We start from the raw sequence: 14,125 nt of genomic DNA, 5'->3' as shown, positions 1-14,125 counted from the left end.
GAGTATCCGAACATGCCAAAGATGAAGACTAAAAGTGGTGCTGCTAAGCGGTTTCTGAAAACTGCTAACGGTATCAAGCACAAGCACGCTTTCAAGAGCCACATCCTGACCAAAATGTCGACCAAGCGTAAGCGTCAACTGCGCGGTAGCAGCTTGCTGCATCCGTCTGACGTGGCAAAAGTCGAGCGCATGCTGCGCCTTCGTTAATTTTTGGATCAAGAATAGAGGAAGTAACTCATGGCTCGTGTAAAGCGTGGCGTCATTGCCCGTAAGCGTCACAAAAAAATTCTGAAACTTGCTAAAGGCTACTACGGCGCGCGTTCCCGCGTATTCCGTGTTGCCAAGCAAGCGGTAATCAAGGCAGGCCAATACGCCTACCGTGACCGTCGTCAGAAAAAACGTCAGTTCCGCGCTCTGTGGATCGCTCGTATCAATGCTGGTGCTCGTGTTAACGGTCTGTCCTACAGCCGTTTCATCGCTGGCCTGAAAAAAGCGTCCATCGAGATCGACCGTAAGGTTCTGGCTGATCTGGCAGTGAACGAAAAAGCGGCGTTTGCTGCGATTGTCGAGAAAGCTAAAGCCACCTTGGCTTAAGTACCCCCGGCAGTCACCAGGGCTCACCTCTGTGGGCCCAGGTGTCAAACGTCTTAAATAGGGGAAGAGCCTTAAAGCTCTTCCCCTATTTTGTATCTGGAGTCTGTACATGGAAAACCTGGACGCGCTGGTCGCTCAAGCACTAGAGGCTGTGCAAAGCGCTGAAGATATCAATGCCCTGGAGCAAATCCGGGTTCACTACCTTGGCAAGAAAGGCGAGTTGACTCAGGTGATGAAGACCCTGGGGAACCTGCCGGCTGAAGAGCGTCCGCAGGTCGGTGCGCTGATCAACGTCGCCAAGGAGCGTGTCACAGAGGTCCTCAATGCGCGCAAGGCGTTGTTCGAGGAGGCGGATCTGGCTGCCAAACTCGCCGCCGAGTCCATCGACGTGACCCTGCCTGGCCGTGGCCAGACTTCCGGTGGCCTGCATCCGGTGACCCGTACCCTGGAGCGCATCGAGCAGTTCTTCACCCATATCGGCTATGGCATCGCCGAAGGCCCCGAGGTCGAAGACGACTACCACAACTTCGAAGCGCTCAACATCCCAGGCCATCACCCGGCCCGGTCGATGCATGACACCTTCTATTTCAATGCGAACATGCTGTTGCGCACCCATACCTCGCCGGTACAGGTCCGCACCATGGAATCGCAACAACCGCCGATCCGCATCGTCTGCCCGGGCCGTGTGTACCGTAGCGACTCCGATATCACCCACTCGCCGATGTTCCATCAGGTTGAAGGCCTGCTGGTGGATCGCGACATCAATTTCGCCGACCTGAAAGGCACTATCGAAGAGTTCCTGCGGGTGTTCTTCGAAAAAGAACTGGCCGTGCGTTTCCGCCCTTCGTACTTCCCGTTCACCGAGCCATCGGCGGAAGTCGACATGGAATGCGTGATGTGTAGCGGCAAAGGCTGCCGTGTCTGCAAACAGACCGGCTGGCTGGAAGTCATGGGCTGCGGCATGGTTCATCCGAACGTGCTGCGCATGTCCGGGATCGATCCGGAAGAGTTCTCCGGCTTTGCCTTCGGCATGGGCGTCGAGCGCCTGGCCATGCTGCGTTACGGTGTGAATGACTTGCGCCTGTTCTTCGACAACGACTTGCGATTCCTTGCGCAATTTCGCTAGGTCGCAGTCGGTAACGAATTTATTAAGGGGAGCAGGATGAAATTCAGTGAACAATGGCTGCGCGGCTGGGTAAGCCCGCAGGTAAGCCAGGACGAGCTGGTTGCTCGCCTGTCGATGGCCGGCCTTGAGGTCGATAGCGTGACGCCGGCCGCCGGTGAGTTCAGCGGTGTGGTCGTGGGCGAGGTGCTGAGCACCGAGCAGCACCCGGACGCTGACAAGCTGCGGGTTTGCCAGGTCAGCAATGGCACGGAGACCTTCCAGGTCGTCTGCGGCGCGCCCAATGTGCGCCCGGGCCTGAAGATCCCGTTCGCCATGATCGGCGCCGAACTGCCGGGCGACTTCAAGATCAAGAAAGCCAAGCTGCGCGGCGTCGAATCCAACGGCATGTTGTGCTCCCAGGCCGAACTGCAGATCGGCGAAGGCAATGACGGCCTGATGGAACTGCCAGCCGACGCACCGGTTGGCCAGGACATTCGTGTGTACCTGGGCCTGGACGATGCCAGCATCGAAGTCGACCTGACGCCGAACCGTGGCGACTGCCTGTCCCTCGCCGGTCTGGCGCGCGAAGTGGGCGCCTTGTATGACGCTCCGGTCACCCGCCCTGCGGTCGCGGTCGTTCCGGCGGTGCATGATGAAGTGCGGCCGATTGAAGTTCTCGCGCCGGCCGCATGCCCGCGTTACCTGGGTCGTGTGATCCGCAACGTCGACCTGTCGAAGCCGACCCCGCTGTGGATGGTCGAGCGCCTGCGGCGCGCCGACGTGCGCAGCATCGACGCGGCCGTCGACATCACCAACTATGTGATGCTCGAACTGGGCCAGCCGCTGCACGCGTTCGACCTGGCTGAAATCAACGGCGGCATCCGCGTACGCATGGCCGACGAAGGCGAGAAGCTGGTACTGCTCGACGGCCAGGAAGTGACCCTGCGCAGCGACACACTGGTGATTGCCGACCACACCCGCGCCCTGGCGATTGCCGGCGTGATGGGCGGCGAGCACAGTGGCGTCTCCAAGACGACCCGTGATGTGTTCCTCGAGAGCGCGTTCTTCGACCAGATCGCCGTCGCTGGCAAGGCGCGTTCCTACGGCCTGCACACCGACGCCTCGCACCGCTACGAGCGTGGCGTGGACTGGCAGCTGGCCCGTGAAGCCATGGAGCGCGCCACTGGCCTGCTGCTGGAAATCACCGGTGGCGAAGCCGGCCCGATCATCGAGACGGTCAGCGAGCAGCATTTGCCGAAGATCGCACCGGTGACCCTGCGTGCCCAACGCATCACCCAGATGCTGGGCATGGAAATGGACTCGGCCGAAGTCGAGCGCCTGCTCAGCGCCTTGGGCCTGAACATCCGCGCCGACGGGGAAGGGCAGTGGCAGGTTGAAGTGCCAAGCCATCGCTTCGATATCAGTCTGGAAGTCGACCTGATCGAAGAACTGGCCCGCCTGTACGGCTACAACCGTCTGCCGGTTCGCTACCCGCAAGCCCGTCTGGCTCCACAGGCCAAGGCTGAGGCGCGTAGCGAGCTGCCGGAACTGCGCCGCCTGCTGGTGGCCCGTGGTTACCAGGAAGCGATCACCTACAGCTTCATCGATCCGCGCCAGTTCGAACTGTTCAGCCCGGGTGTCGAGCCGCTGCTGCTGGCCAACCCGATCTCCAACGACATGGCGGCCATGCGTTCGTCCTTGTGGCCGGGCCTGGTCAAGTCGTTGCAGCATAACCTGAACCGCCAGCAGGACCGTGTGCGTCTGTTCGAAAGTGGTCTGCGCTTCGTTGGGCAACTGGACGGCTTGAAACAAGAACCGATGCTGGCCGGTGTCGTCTGTGGCAGTCGTCTGCCGGAAGGCTGGGCGCAAGGTCGCGATGTCGTCGACTTCTTCGACGTCAAGGCTGACGTGGAAGCGGTGCTGGGCTTCGCCGGCGCGCTTGACGCGTTCACCTTCGTGCCGGGCAAGCATCCGGCGCTGCACCCGGGCCAAACCGCGCGCATCGAGCGAGACGGGCGCGAAGTCGGTTATGTCGGGGCGATTCACCCTGAATTGTCGAAGACCCTGGGCCTCGACCGTCCGGTCTTCGTTTTCGAGCTGGTGCTGGCCGAAGTCGCTCAAGGAAAAATGCCGAAATTCCAGGAGTTGTCGCGCTTTCCTGAAGTGCGTCGTGACCTTGCCCTGGTGGCCGATGTCAGCGTCGCATCCAGCGACGTGCTGGCAGTAATCCGTGAAAATGCAGGCGAATGGCTGACGGACCTCAGGCTATTTGACGTGTATCAGGGTAAAGGCATTGATCCGCATAGAAAAAGCCTTGCAGTCGGCTTGACCTGGCAGCATCCATCGCGCACTCTTAACGACGATGAGGTGAATACCGCAACGCAGAATATCCTCACCTCGCTCGAACACAGGTTGAACGCCACGTTAAGGAAGTGACGTATGGGGGCTCTGACGAAAGCTGAGATGGCGGAACGTCTGTATGAGGAGTTGGGCCTGAATAAACGGGAGGCCAAAGAATTGGTCGAACTGTTTTTTGAAGAAATCAGGCACGCTCTCGAAGACAACGAACAGGTCAAATTGTCCGGTTTCGGCAATTTCGACCTTCGGGACAAACGCCAGCGGCCTGGCCGCAATCCGAAAACGGGAGAAGAAATCCCGATCACGGCTCGCCGTGTGGTCACCTTTCGTCCAGGGCAAAAGTTGAAGGCCCGAGTTGAGGCTTATGCTGGAACCAAGTCATAACGACGAGCTACCCGTCATCCCAGGCAAACGCTACTTCACCATCGGTGAAGTCAGCGAGCTGTGTGCGGTAAAACCGCACGTGCTTCGCTATTGGGAGCAGGAGTTTCCTCAACTCAACCCGGTCAAGCGCCGCGGAAACCGCCGGTATTATCAGCGCCAGGACGTGCTGATGATCCGTCAGATCCGCGCGCTGCTGTACGACCAGGGGTTCACCATCGGCGGCGCGCGCTTGCGCCTCTCCGGTGATGAGGCCAAAGACGACACAACCCAGTACAAACAGATGATCCGCCAGATGATCGCCGAGCTTGAAGATGTGCTGGTGGTGCTCAAGAAATAAATTTCTGCTTTTAAATACTTCCAGTTTTCAAAAGCTTGCGATATATTCCTGAGCGTTCCGTTGAGAAGCGGAACAAGATTCACGCCTAGTCGGGGCGTAGCGCAGTCCGGTAGCGCACTAGCATGGGGTGCTAGGGGTCGAGTGTTCGAATCACTCCGTCCCGACCATATTTTTCAATGACTTAGCCGCTTCCGAGCGGCTTTGTTGTTTCTGCCATAGTGACTTTCCGAGTGACCCTGGCATTTTCTTCACGCTTCCCTCCTTTTCAAAATCGTCAGCGCTGGTGCGCGCGAGTCGGTTGCTGATACCTTGTTTGCCGCCGCAATCAGCTGATCCAGTTCCGCCGCCGAGTAGTGACTGGTGATGCTTCCGTTCTTGTGGCCGAGCAGCGCTTTCCGATCTTCCTCAGTCACGCCAGCAGCACGGAGCCTTCTCCCAAAGGTATGCTTCAAGTCGTGAATTCGGATTCTGGCAAAGCCGTCATGTGCCGGCCGCAAGAATTTCTCTTGCCACTTCTTCGCCGCTCGGATGCGCGCCTTCTTCCAGGCCGAGTCATTCATGCGGTGGACCGTCGTTTCGTTCCCATCACCATCTGGCTTGCCAAACGGGAAGACGTAGAGCGGATGCTTACCGCGCTGCTTCTCGATCACTGACTTGGCAACGTCATTCATCACGACCAGACGTTCGTCTCGGTTTTTCACGCCAGACCTGGCGCTCCTTCCCCCAAATCCCGCCGGTATCAGGAACACGCTCGTTCCCAACTCCGGTACCGCAATCTCCCAAGTCCACTGTAGTTTACAAACTTCCTGCTCCCGGCAACCCGTATTGACCTTGAACATAGCCATGGTCTGAAGATGTGCCGGGAGTTCGGCGAACAGGATCGACTGCTCTTCCCATGAAAGCGGGTAGGGCTTTCGGCTGTTCGTCTTCTCGTCCAGCAGGGAAATCATCGGCACCACGTCCAGCAGCGGCCGTCGTTCCTCATCACGCCACTTTCGCGCGCAGAGGTTCAGCACGCGGATAACCCGCTGAAGCGCGATATTCACTGTCCGGTTGGTGACTGGCTTCCCTGCCGCTGGATTCAGCTTCGACTGGATGTAAGGCGCGAGGGCGTCGTCGTCGATGTGGGTCAGCGGCATATCGCCAATGAACGGGTCGAGCTGCTCCATATAAGTAGCCGAGATGTGGATGGAAGCCTGATCCTTCACTTCCAGCAGGAAGCGAGTCGCCGCCTCCCGCCACGTCCTGACCCGCCGGACGCCGTACACCTTCTGCTGGCGCAACTTCTCCAGCTTGTGGATCAGGTACTGCTCTGCTTCGGCGCGGTTACAAGTGCCAGTACTCTCTTGAATTCGTTCTCCTCTGTACTTTTTGTCGATCTTCCAGATGCCGTTCGGCATTTGCTGGAGGCCGGTGATTGCTTTTTGGGCCACGGCGTTGCTCCTTTCTTCTTGCCCTGGCGCTCGCTGCGAGGGCGATTGTTGTCCTGATTGGCGGCCTTTTCAATTGCCATCGACTCGATGTAACGGTCGGCCCACTCGTCCAGCTCGAGACGGTCGAAGCCGATTCCCTGTTTCCCGATCGGGAATTCGCGGACGTTCGGGCGCACCGTTTTGTTGAATTCGTCCCGGCACATGCCGAGGTAGCCGTATGCCTCGCCGACGCGAATGAAGCGCGGGAGGATGGGCGCGACCTGTGCCGCGCTTCGATTTGCCATGAGTTATTGCCCCTTGTCGCGCTGCGCCTTGTTCCAGCCTTCCGTCCATTTCTGCTTGGAGACAGGCGACGTATCGTTTTCCGTTTCGAACGGGTTTTGCTTGATTCCCTTGAGGAAGGCCGCATACCCCTGTTCGAACGGGTTGATCTTCTGGCCGTGCAGTTCTGCAGTTGCCATGTGTGTGCTCCATGCCGCGCGTGGCGGCAGAAGGTGGTTATTGGGTGGCTTTGGCAATCGCGGCGTCGATCCTTTGCACGGTGACGTGCAGCGAAACCTTTTCATCGGTATCGAACCAGTCGGGCGCCCCAACCTTGAGCGCCACGGCAATCACTTGCCGAGACTCACGGAGCGTCGCGACCATTTCTTCATGCAGGCTTTCTTTCTGATCAGGCATAGGAATTCCTTGCCCGCCATTCACCGGCAGGCGGTAGGTGGATTGGGGTTAGGAGGTGGATGCTTCAGGTTCGTTTCTGGATGGGCGCCAGGCTTCGATGTCGGCACCAAAGTCGGTGCGGGTGAAGTCGATGCCGCCGAATCGCCACGCGAAGGCGTACGACTCGCCCGTTCGTTCCAGGCCGCAGAGGATGCTGCCGCAAGAGAGCCGGACATCGATCACGTCGTAGCCCGGATCTTCGTCGGGTTCCGGGTCTTGCCATCGGCCAGCGACTGCATCAACTGCCGCAACCACATCCGCGATTTCGAACTCCCGGCCTTTCGGCCCGACAATGCAGCGGATCTGGTGGATTCCTGTTTCCCAGCGATCTTTTCGGACCACCGCGCCGTCTCCCCTGAATTCGTAGTCCTCGGGCTTCGCATCCATGAATTCAGGCTTTCGAAAGTCGCGCTCGGTTACTGGTCTTGTCATGGCCTCGTCCCCCTGTATATCAGGTGGGCCATGTAGAGCAGGGGGAGGATCATGGCGTCACCTCGCATGCTGCCGCTCTGGCGGCAACGACTTCATCGATGAGCGACTGCGGGAGCTGCGCGGCGAATTCGCCTTCCGACCACGAAAGGGGTTCGGACTGGCGGATCATTTCGTTCAGTAGCTCGAATGCCGCAAGTAACTGGTCGTCGCGGATCTCGCCGTCCTCCGGCAGGTCATCGCAGAAGTGATCTGCCGGGTCGATTTGACTGGGGTAGTTCGGTTCGCAGATGCAGAGTTTCAGGTCGGCCAGGTCGATATCGTTTTCGATTAGGTAGTCGCGCAGGCTGTCCTCATCGAAGAAGTACTGGTCGCCATCGAAAATCACCAGCGGCTCTCCGGCCCATTCCTTGACCGGCATCGCCGCGAATTTTGCTTGGCGGCGCACTTGGCGACACTCATTACAGAAACTGTTCACCTCATAGATTTGGTGATCAGGGTTCACGTCGCAGCGGCGATGGGTAGCGCCGCAGTAGCGGGCAAGGTTTTCGTCGGCGCCGAAAAAGCGACCGTCAGCGGAAACCCAACCGGTTACCGTTTTGAGACGGGCAGCCTCTGGAGCGTCGAACATGATGATTGGCTTTTGTGCAGGCATGACTTCGTCCTTGCCGCTATAGCGGCTGACTTTGAAGGGGGAGGGTTACGGGTAGTTCTTGCTGATGCGCTTGGCGATGGCTTCGAGCTTTTCGGCCATGTACCACATGTCGTTGTTGTCGCGGCGGGACGTCACGGGAGCGCGATGGACATTTCGGCCAATCAGGATCCCGGCGGCCAGCAGGATCAGCCAGGCCTCAAGCTTTCGTCGTAGGGCGTGCTTCATGGTTGCGCCGCCGGGTGTATGGCGTTCCAGCGCTCGAAGGCTTCCTGCGTGGTGGCGGCTTCGATCTTCTCGTCGCAGGTGTAGCAGTGCGCAACGCCGCCGGCCGCGCCGACGTCTCGGTGACCTTGCTTGCACGGATGCATGCGCCAGTCTTCATCCTTGGCCGCTTCTGCCTCTGGATATTCCGGACGAGCAGGCGGATACGCCGGAGCGGTCATCGCCTGGTCAATGGCGGCGCGAAGGTTCTCGCTGTAGTTCTCGCCGATGACGCGCTCGAACGGCTTATCCATCCAGTGACCGACGATCTCGATGCTGACGCTGCTGTCGCCAGCGTCACCGTTGGGGCTGCTGTCGAAGCGAATGTCCCAGCAATTCGATTCCAGCGCATCCAGCCGGTGCTTGTCCCGCTCGAGCTCATCAATCCGCTGATCCGCTGCGTTCAGGCGCAGCTGCAGGGCGTCACGCTCGGCGCGGAATTGATTGATCTCCTCCTGAGCCTGGTCAACGACCTTTTGCGCTTCGTGCACATCGATCCAGTTGCCCATGGCCTGGTCTTCGAACTTCTGCACCGACTTGCCCGATTGTGAAAGCAGGAAGGCGTAGCGGGGCAGCGCGTTCAGCTTGTCCCAGAACTCAAAGCCTTCGCGAGTTTTGATGTTTCTCATCCTGCAATCTCCATCGATACCAGATCATGGGCATTCACAACCCGCATGCCGAGCTCCTTACCGATGTGAACTTCAAGGCTGGCGCCGCGGGAGTCCTGCCAGCCGGGCAGGGTGGCCACGGTGTCGCATTCCATCAGGGCCTTGATGTCGCGGCGCATGCATTCGCTCCAGGTCCCTGGATCCGGGTTGAGCTCGGCGGGGTTGATGACGCTGTGCCCTGCGGCGCGCAGGCTGGCGGCCATGGAATGGAACAGCGGGAAGTTCAGGTCCAGCATGTTGGTCATGGGACCGCTGAGGTAGATGCGCTTCACGCCGCCACCTTCGGCGTGTATGTCAGCGTTCCGTCGAGGATCGCTTCTTTGATGGCTTCGAACTCCCAGGCGTAATACTGCGATTCGACGTAGACGCGCATCCTTCCGTAGTCGTGTTTTTTACGCCGGATGAACGCCTCGGCGGCGTCCTTGGTGAAGTGGCTGTTGATGATCTCCCAGCGTTCCTGCCACCCCGTCACGGTGTAGTCGTCCAGCTCAGCAAGAATTTCCCACTGATCGCTCACGCACAATTCAGTGAAGTCGCATTCCCCTTGCTCTTGGGCGGACGCGTTCAGAGATGCCTGCTGACATTCATAAGCATTTTCGTAGAACTCGCCCGGGCTGAAGCAAATGTCTCCGCCATCGTGGTCGACGATGCAGGCCTGATCGGGATTGAAGTGCAAGTCGTAGCCCGTATCGATGCGCCTGGCCTGAACCGTGAAAATAGCTGCGGCGGTGCAATGATTTCGAACGCCCGCTCCTATGCAGTCATGCTTGAGCCTCTGAACGAAGTCAGCCCAGGTTGCGGCGTTGAAGGGGTGACCGGTGGCCAGGCTCGGAAGCGGCTCGGCCGTTTTGTTTTCTGTGGGCATGGGGCGTCCTATGCCGGGGCATGCCCGGGCGGTGGAGTGGGGGAGTTTGTGTCAGGCTGCTGGTGCAGAATCGTGGAACACATCCATCTGAGCAGCTCCGTCGAGCCAGGCCGCTGCGATCCGGCGTTCAGCCATGGCGGCATACTCTGGGTTGAGCTCGCAAAGGATCGACTTGCGACCCTCCTGCATGGCAACCACCGCCGTGGTACCGGCGCCGCCGAACGGGTCAAGCACCACGCCACCTCGCGGGGCCCCGGCCAGAATGCAAGGCCGGATCAGATCAGGCGGGAAGGTGGCGAAGTGGGCCTCCTTGAACGCATGTGTCGCTACAGTCCACACGCTGCGCTTGTTCCGAGTCTCGACGTCCCATGAGCTTTCCTCGCGGTCCGGTCGGTGGGTACCTTTGGCCTGGCCCGGAATCGTCTGCTCTCGCTTCGAGTCATCGCGCTTGAAGCTGTCACGCCTGGAACGCTCGGCGCCGTCCTTGTGGAAAGCGCCGTGGCCACCGTCGCCGGTTGACGTATCCCAGCCGGCCGGCACAGTGACGCGTGATCGGTTTCGCGCCCTTGCATCGGTACCATGACCCCAGCCCACGCCGTTGTTCGGCACCGTGTTTCCCGTCGAGGTACGCTTGCCTCCTTCCGTGTTGTCGAAGGTGGCGCCGTTGACATAGGCACCGCCGCGAAAGCCGTTGGCGCTGCCTTTGCCTGTCAGATTGGCGGGCTCCCGAATCGCATCGCTGTCGTAGTGGTACCGCCGCGACTTGCTGAGCAGGAACAGATACTCATGGGCCTTCGTGCATCGATCCCGCGTCGATTCCGGCATTGGGTTTGGCTTGTGCCAGATGATGTCCTGACGCAGGTACCAGCCATCATCCTGGAGAGCGAAGGCCAAGCGCCAGGGCATGCCCATCAGATCCTTATGCTTGAAGCCGGACGGGATCTGACTGGATCGGCGCGCATTGGCGGTCCGGACCGCAACATGAGGGGCATCGTTGGTATGCCCGCCAAGCCCTATCGGTCCATTTGGCTTGCTGGCATAGCTGTCACCCATGTTCACCCAGGCGGTACCGTCGTCACGGAGTACTCGGCGCACTTCGCGGAACACTTCGACCAGGCGGGCAATGAACTCGGCCGGGGTTTCCTCCAGGCCAATCTGCCCATCAACGCCGTAGTCCCGCAACCCGTAGTAGGGCGGGCTGGTCACGCAGCACTGCACTGACTGATCCGGCAAGGTCCGCATCATGTCGATGCAGTCGCCGACCAGTATCTGGTGGGAGGGAATCATAGTTGGTTTCCGATCAGGCGCCGCCCTCCGTGACCGGTGGTGGCAATTTGGTTTGGGTTGGGGTATTACGGGTGACCGGCATGGAGCCGGATCAAGGAGAGCTATATGAGCGACATTAAAATGAATGACGAATGGAAGCCGAAGTGTCCTCGATGCCGAGGTATGAACTTCGTCACCGTTCTGGACAAGCACATGAAGAATGCGGACAAGGATATTGCTCTGGTCATCTGTTCGGCTGAGGAGTGCCAGACCGTTATAAGTGCGCTGCCGTACGATTCAGTGTGGGATCACTAAACGCGCCTTGGTCGACGATTTCGTCATCAAGCTCGCCGGGGTGCTTAGCCAAGTGAAGCAGCCCGGCGTCCCTTAGCTGTCTCAACACCTTCTCGCTTGGCTCGTACGGTGTCGTGACACACCGCAACATCCAGGCCTGAGTTTCAAAGTCGGTGTCGATCAGGTTCTTCAGCAGCCGCTGGTGAACGTCCTGCTGGTTGTCGATGCCATGGTCCTTCATCACCCGCTTGAGGTCGGTCTTGAACACACCGGCCACTTCAACCGTGAACTTCTCGATACCCAGGGCGGCTGTCTTCGCCGCTGCCTTCTCGCGCTTTCGGCGCTGCTTTAGCGCTTCCGCTGTCGGCTGCTGTTCCTCGGCCATGGCCGTCTCCTTCGATTCCGCTGGTCGGCAAGTCCAGCCAGGTCTGTCGTTTGCGTTGTTGGGTGCGGGCTATGCGAGGCATGAAGTGCAGCCACGTTGCGCTTTGGGATAGTCGATGCCGTGGGTGGCAAGGATTCGCTCAAGGGTCTTGTTGGCGATTCCGAGCTTTCCGCAAACCTGGCGGCGGGTGATGCCGATCTCCAGGAAGGCCCTGATGCGCTCGGCGAACTTGGCGTCCCTGGCTTCCATGTGCTCTTTGCGGTGAGCATCATTTGCCCCGCCGCGAGTCGGCCGCTTGAATGTGAGGTCGTGTTCTTGAGCGATGTTGTAGAGCTTTCGCCGGCTGATACCCAGAATCTCAACGATTTGAGACTGGGTATGCGTGGGAGCCATTTCGCGGATCGTTTCGATCTGCTTCATGCGCTCCTGCTGGCGAATGTCCGTTGCGGTCAATGGCGGCGGGACTGGTTCGACCCTCCGTCGAACGAAGGGTTTCGGCGCTGGCGGCATCTGGTTGCTGTAGGTAATGGGCTTTGGCTTGTAGCCGATAGGCTCGGCCTCTTCGATCTTTCCGCCGGCGGCCAGGTATTGCTCGGCCTGGGCCGCCAGTTTCTCGCGTTCCGGCCGAAGGGCTTCGACCATGCTCAAGTGATTGCTGATCATGCTGCTTTGCTCCTCAGCTTCTGCTCGTAGTCGTCCACCAGCAGCTTGAACTGCCACAGGTCTTCCTCGAGCTTTTCGATGTAGTCGTCGTCGCGCTGGAACTCTTTCCACCAGAGCTGCCGGCCGACGATCTCCAGGGCGGGGCAGTACATGCCCACATGCCAGAACTTGCGGCCAGTGATCCACATACAGCCCTGGACCTGATCCATGATCCCGCTGGCGTCGTTGTCGATGTGAAAGGCGCGCAGCTTGTCCGGGGCCAGGAAGCACTTGTATTCGCTGCCGCCCTCTTCGCCGATCAGGCCGTCGGCACTGGCGCCGAATGCGCCGTCGTCGGTGGTGACGAAGCCTGCGCGCTGGACCATGAGGCCGGTCTGGATTTCATGCTCCATGCGGGCCATGGGCTCAAGTTCGTGGCCGCGCTTCATTTGCCATGTCTCAAACCCACCATCCAACGGTTCGCCGCTTATGCGCTCGACGGCCAGGCCGAAGGCGTAATTCATCGCTGCCTCGGTTGGCTGCCCAACTGGCTTACCCAGCAGCGCCAGGCGTACCGATTCTGCCTTGGGCGCAGCCTTGTACCCGGCCTCGGCCATGGCTTCCTTCTCGTTCATGCCCGCCTGTACAGCGGCTACGTACATCGCCTGCTTATCATCCAGACCGCCGACGCGGGAGCGGGCCACCGTGAACATGCTGGCGGTGATGCAGCCGGCCCGGGCCCTGTGCCACTGCTCACTACCCTGTTCGCATTCGATGAGGTTCATGCTGCCTCTCCTGCGGTTGGAGCTGGCGCCTCGAGCTCGGACTTTCTGGCGTTGACCGCCGACTTGAACAGTTCGTACCCGGCGACGTCTTTCGCGCTCTTAAAAGCGCTGACACCTTCGGTCCAAGTAGATTGAAGCGTGTCCAGCGCCTTGCAGGCCTTGGCCCGCGCAATCCAGCTAGCCGCCATTTCCGGATCGGTCTGCGGAACATCCTTGATCTGGCTCAGGCCCTCGTCCGTCTCAGTGTTGAGATAGTGGATGGCTTTCTCCAGGCGGTCGGTCTTCGGCCAGTACTTGTAGGCCTGCTTGACGCACGTCTTCTTGGTCATTTCGCCAGGGTCGGTTACCCATGGGCAGACCTTCGAGCTGTCCTTGGCGTAGGCCTTCCAGGCCTCGGAGCGATCACGAATGGCAATTACCTCGTTCATGCTCATCGGATGAGTCAGGTAGTCACCATCAGCGGTCTTCACGACCACGTAGACGCCAACGACGGGGCCGCGATCCGTGGAAAACGGCTTGGTCTTGTGCGTCGGCGCCTGGTCAACGCCGTTCAGCTCGAACACATCGTTCTCGTAGACCAGCTTCGCCTGACCCCAGCGCACGGAGCCGGTAGCCATCGCCAGGTCCATCAATCCCATGTAGGAGATATCGAGGCAGATCTTCCCTTTGCGAGGGACGAAGTAAGCCTGCTTCTTCGCCGGGTTCAGGCTCAGGCCGATGGATGCAATGTTGGTTACCGCATCGATCACGGCCTGACGGTTCTGCAAGGCCACCCTGAGCGTGTAGCTGTTGCCTTCCAGGATCTGGATGGCGAAACTCGCCTCACGGTCGAAGTTCAGGCTCGGCTCGGCCTGTACGGCCAGGAAGGCGTCACGGCAGGCGTATATGTCGCCCGTGACGAGCGCCAGATCATTGGACATGACTGTTCTCCGCGCCACCGGAGAGGG

At 59.7% G+C, this 14,125-nt stretch carries 21 protein-coding genes and 1 tRNA gene; 7 read left to right on the top strand and 15 right to left on the bottom strand.

The genetic code is table 11. The annotated features are described in order from the left end of the window. Positions 1-12: 12 nt before the first annotated feature. From rpmI to J3P89_RS18590, 7 genes are all read left to right on the top strand, one after another. Complete coding sequence (gene rpmI / locus J3P89_RS18620) at positions 13-207, top strand: 50S ribosomal protein L35 (RefSeq protein ID WP_002553160.1); 195 nt, start codon at positions 13-15, stop codon at positions 205-207. 30 nt (positions 208-237) lie between these two features. Next, positions 238-594, top strand: a complete 357-nt coding sequence (gene rplT / locus J3P89_RS18615; protein ID WP_002553161.1) for a 50S ribosomal protein L20 — start codon at positions 238-240, stop codon at positions 592-594. Positions 595-703: 109 nt separating this feature from the next. Beyond that, entirely contained in the window at positions 704-1,720 is a 1,017-nt protein-coding gene (pheS, locus tag J3P89_RS18610; RefSeq protein ID WP_003203624.1) for a phenylalanine--tRNA ligase subunit alpha, read from the top strand. A gap of 36 nt (positions 1,721-1,756) precedes the next feature. Continuing rightward, complete coding sequence (gene pheT, locus J3P89_RS18605) at positions 1,757-4,135, top strand: phenylalanine--tRNA ligase subunit beta (protein WP_434695224.1); 2,379 nt, start codon at positions 1,757-1,759, stop codon at positions 4,133-4,135. Positions 4,136-4,138: 3 nt separating this feature from the next. After that, positions 4,139-4,441, top strand: coding sequence for an integration host factor subunit alpha (ihfA, locus tag J3P89_RS18600; protein WP_002553164.1), 303 nt, complete (start codon positions 4,139-4,141; stop codon positions 4,439-4,441). Then, positions 4,422-4,778 (top strand): MerR family transcriptional regulator, encoded by a 357-nt coding sequence (locus tag J3P89_RS18595; protein ID WP_003179985.1) that lies wholly within the window; start codon positions 4,422-4,424, stop codon positions 4,776-4,778. The genes ihfA and J3P89_RS18595 overlap by 20 nt, the downstream gene beginning before the upstream one ends. A 90-nt stretch (positions 4,779-4,868) precedes the next feature. Next, positions 4,869-4,945: transfer RNA gene (locus tag J3P89_RS18590), tRNA-Pro, on the top strand. Between the two features lie 81 nt (positions 4,946-5,026). Here the strand turns inward: J3P89_RS18590 and J3P89_RS18585 are convergent. The 15 genes from J3P89_RS18585 to J3P89_RS18515 form a co-directional block, all read right to left on the bottom strand. Next, on the bottom strand, positions 5,027-6,178 hold the full coding sequence (locus J3P89_RS18585) for a tyrosine-type recombinase/integrase (protein ID WP_434698030.1): 1,152 nt from the start codon (positions 6,176-6,178) through the stop codon (positions 5,027-5,029). Further along, positions 6,079-6,495: a hypothetical protein gene (locus tag J3P89_RS18580; protein ID WP_434695223.1), complete on the bottom strand. Its 417-nt coding sequence runs from the start codon at positions 6,493-6,495 to the stop codon at positions 6,079-6,081. Before J3P89_RS18580 ends, J3P89_RS18585 begins: the two co-directional genes overlap by 100 nt. A 3-nt stretch (positions 6,496-6,498) precedes the next feature. Further along, positions 6,499-6,672 carry a hypothetical protein gene (locus J3P89_RS18575; RefSeq protein ID WP_434695222.1) on the bottom strand — a complete coding sequence of 58 codons (174 nt, stop codon included), beginning with the start codon at positions 6,670-6,672 and terminating at the stop codon, positions 6,499-6,501. A 37-nt stretch (positions 6,673-6,709) separates the two neighbouring features. After that, positions 6,710-6,889: a hypothetical protein gene (locus J3P89_RS18570; protein ID WP_434695221.1), complete on the bottom strand. Its 180-nt coding sequence runs from the start codon at positions 6,887-6,889 to the stop codon at positions 6,710-6,712. A gap of 48 nt (positions 6,890-6,937) precedes the next feature. Next, a complete protein-coding gene (locus J3P89_RS18565; protein WP_434695220.1) occupies positions 6,938-7,360 on the bottom strand; it encodes a hypothetical protein in 423 nt (140 codons plus the stop codon). A gap of 49 nt (positions 7,361-7,409) precedes the next feature. Then, on the bottom strand, positions 7,410-8,012 hold the full coding sequence (locus J3P89_RS18560; protein ID WP_434695219.1) for a hypothetical protein: 603 nt from the start codon (positions 8,010-8,012) through the stop codon (positions 7,410-7,412). A 45-nt stretch (positions 8,013-8,057) separates the two neighbouring features. Then, complete coding sequence (locus J3P89_RS18555; protein WP_434695218.1) at positions 8,058-8,237, bottom strand: hypothetical protein; 180 nt, start codon at positions 8,235-8,237, stop codon at positions 8,058-8,060. Then, positions 8,234-8,902 carry a hypothetical protein gene (locus J3P89_RS18550; protein ID WP_434695217.1) on the bottom strand — a complete coding sequence of 223 codons (669 nt, stop codon included), beginning with the start codon at positions 8,900-8,902 and terminating at the stop codon, positions 8,234-8,236. Before J3P89_RS18550 ends, J3P89_RS18555 begins: the two co-directional genes overlap by 4 nt. Then, complete coding sequence (locus J3P89_RS18545) at positions 8,899-9,213, bottom strand: DUF4406 domain-containing protein (RefSeq protein WP_434695216.1); 315 nt, start codon at positions 9,211-9,213, stop codon at positions 8,899-8,901. The genes J3P89_RS18550 and J3P89_RS18545 overlap by 4 nt, the downstream gene beginning before the upstream one ends. Then, a complete protein-coding gene (locus J3P89_RS18540; protein WP_434695215.1) occupies positions 9,210-9,806 on the bottom strand; it encodes a hypothetical protein in 597 nt (198 codons plus the stop codon). The genes J3P89_RS18545 and J3P89_RS18540 overlap by 4 nt, the downstream gene beginning before the upstream one ends. A 51-nt stretch (positions 9,807-9,857) precedes the next feature. Next, the gene (locus tag J3P89_RS18535) at positions 9,858-11,093 is read right to left on the bottom strand and encodes a DNA-methyltransferase (protein WP_434695214.1); all 1,236 of its coding nucleotides are present in this window, start codon (positions 11,091-11,093) and stop codon (positions 9,858-9,860) included. A gap of 253 nt (positions 11,094-11,346) precedes the next feature. Further along, entirely contained in the window at positions 11,347-11,751 is a 405-nt protein-coding gene (locus J3P89_RS18530) for a hypothetical protein (protein WP_434695213.1), read from the bottom strand. 69 nt (positions 11,752-11,820) lie between these two features. Then, positions 11,821-12,414, bottom strand: coding sequence for a hypothetical protein (locus tag J3P89_RS18525; protein ID WP_434695212.1), 594 nt, complete (start codon positions 12,412-12,414; stop codon positions 11,821-11,823). After that, on the bottom strand, positions 12,411-13,178 hold the full coding sequence (locus J3P89_RS18520; RefSeq protein WP_434695211.1) for a lambda exonuclease family protein: 768 nt from the start codon (positions 13,176-13,178) through the stop codon (positions 12,411-12,413). Before J3P89_RS18520 ends, J3P89_RS18525 begins: the two co-directional genes overlap by 4 nt. Then, positions 13,175-14,098, bottom strand: a complete 924-nt coding sequence (locus J3P89_RS18515) for a recombinase RecT (RefSeq protein ID WP_434695210.1) — start codon at positions 14,096-14,098, stop codon at positions 13,175-13,177. Before J3P89_RS18515 ends, J3P89_RS18520 begins: the two co-directional genes overlap by 4 nt. Between the last annotated feature and the right edge of the window lie 27 nt (positions 14,099-14,125).

Source organism: Pseudomonas sp. Z1-14, from assembly GCF_051132005.1.
Classification (GTDB): Bacteria; Pseudomonadota; Gammaproteobacteria; order Pseudomonadales; family Pseudomonadaceae; genus Aquipseudomonas.
This window is presented reverse-complemented; position numbering and strand designations above follow the sequence as displayed.

Excerpts from the sequence above, each read along its gene's own strand:
- J3P89_RS18560 (WP_434695219.1), bottom strand. The coding sequence starts at position 8,012 with ATGCCTGCACAAAAGCCAATCATCATGTTCGACGCTCCAGAGGCTGCC.
- J3P89_RS18550 (WP_434695217.1), bottom strand. The coding sequence starts at position 8,902 with ATGAGAAACATCAAAACTCGCGAAGGCTTTGAGTTCTGGGACAAGCTG.
- J3P89_RS18555 (WP_434695218.1), bottom strand. The coding sequence starts at position 8,237 with ATGAAGCACGCCCTACGACGAAAGCTTGAGGCCTGGCTGATCCTGCTG.
- J3P89_RS18565 (WP_434695220.1), bottom strand. The coding sequence starts at position 7,360 with ATGACAAGACCAGTAACCGAGCGCGACTTTCGAAAGCCTGAATTCATG.
- J3P89_RS18575 (WP_434695222.1), bottom strand. The coding sequence starts at position 6,672 with ATGGCAACTGCAGAACTGCACGGCCAGAAGATCAACCCGTTCGAACAG.
- ihfA (WP_002553164.1), top strand. The coding sequence starts at position 4,139 with ATGGGGGCTCTGACGAAAGCTGAGATGGCGGAACGTCTGTATGAGGAG.
- J3P89_RS18530 (WP_434695213.1), bottom strand. The coding sequence starts at position 11,751 with ATGGCCGAGGAACAGCAGCCGACAGCGGAAGCGCTAAAGCAGCGCCGA.
- J3P89_RS18595 (WP_003179985.1), top strand. The coding sequence starts at position 4,422 with ATGCTGGAACCAAGTCATAACGACGAGCTACCCGTCATCCCAGGCAAA.
- pheS (WP_003203624.1), top strand. The coding sequence starts at position 704 with ATGGAAAACCTGGACGCGCTGGTCGCTCAAGCACTAGAGGCTGTGCAA.
- rplT (WP_002553161.1), top strand. The coding sequence starts at position 238 with ATGGCTCGTGTAAAGCGTGGCGTCATTGCCCGTAAGCGTCACAAAAAA.
- J3P89_RS18580 (WP_434695223.1), bottom strand. The coding sequence starts at position 6,495 with ATGGCAAATCGAAGCGCGGCACAGGTCGCGCCCATCCTCCCGCGCTTC.
- J3P89_RS18535 (WP_434695214.1), bottom strand. The coding sequence starts at position 11,093 with ATGATTCCCTCCCACCAGATACTGGTCGGCGACTGCATCGACATGATG.
- J3P89_RS18540 (WP_434695215.1), bottom strand. The coding sequence starts at position 9,806 with ATGCCCACAGAAAACAAAACGGCCGAGCCGCTTCCGAGCCTGGCCACC.
- J3P89_RS18570 (WP_434695221.1), bottom strand. The coding sequence starts at position 6,889 with ATGCCTGATCAGAAAGAAAGCCTGCATGAAGAAATGGTCGCGACGCTC.
- pheT (WP_434695224.1), top strand. The coding sequence starts at position 1,757 with ATGAAATTCAGTGAACAATGGCTGCGCGGCTGGGTAAGCCCGCAGGTA.
- J3P89_RS18520 (WP_434695211.1), bottom strand. The coding sequence starts at position 13,178 with ATGAACCTCATCGAATGCGAACAGGGTAGTGAGCAGTGGCACAGGGCC.
- rpmI (WP_002553160.1), top strand. The coding sequence starts at position 13 with ATGCCAAAGATGAAGACTAAAAGTGGTGCTGCTAAGCGGTTTCTGAAA.
- J3P89_RS18515 (WP_434695210.1), bottom strand. The coding sequence starts at position 14,098 with ATGTCCAATGATCTGGCGCTCGTCACGGGCGACATATACGCCTGCCGT.
- J3P89_RS18585 (WP_434698030.1), bottom strand. The coding sequence starts at position 6,178 with ATGCCGAACGGCATCTGGAAGATCGACAAAAAGTACAGAGGAGAACGA.
- J3P89_RS18525 (WP_434695212.1), bottom strand. The coding sequence starts at position 12,414 with ATGATCAGCAATCACTTGAGCATGGTCGAAGCCCTTCGGCCGGAACGC.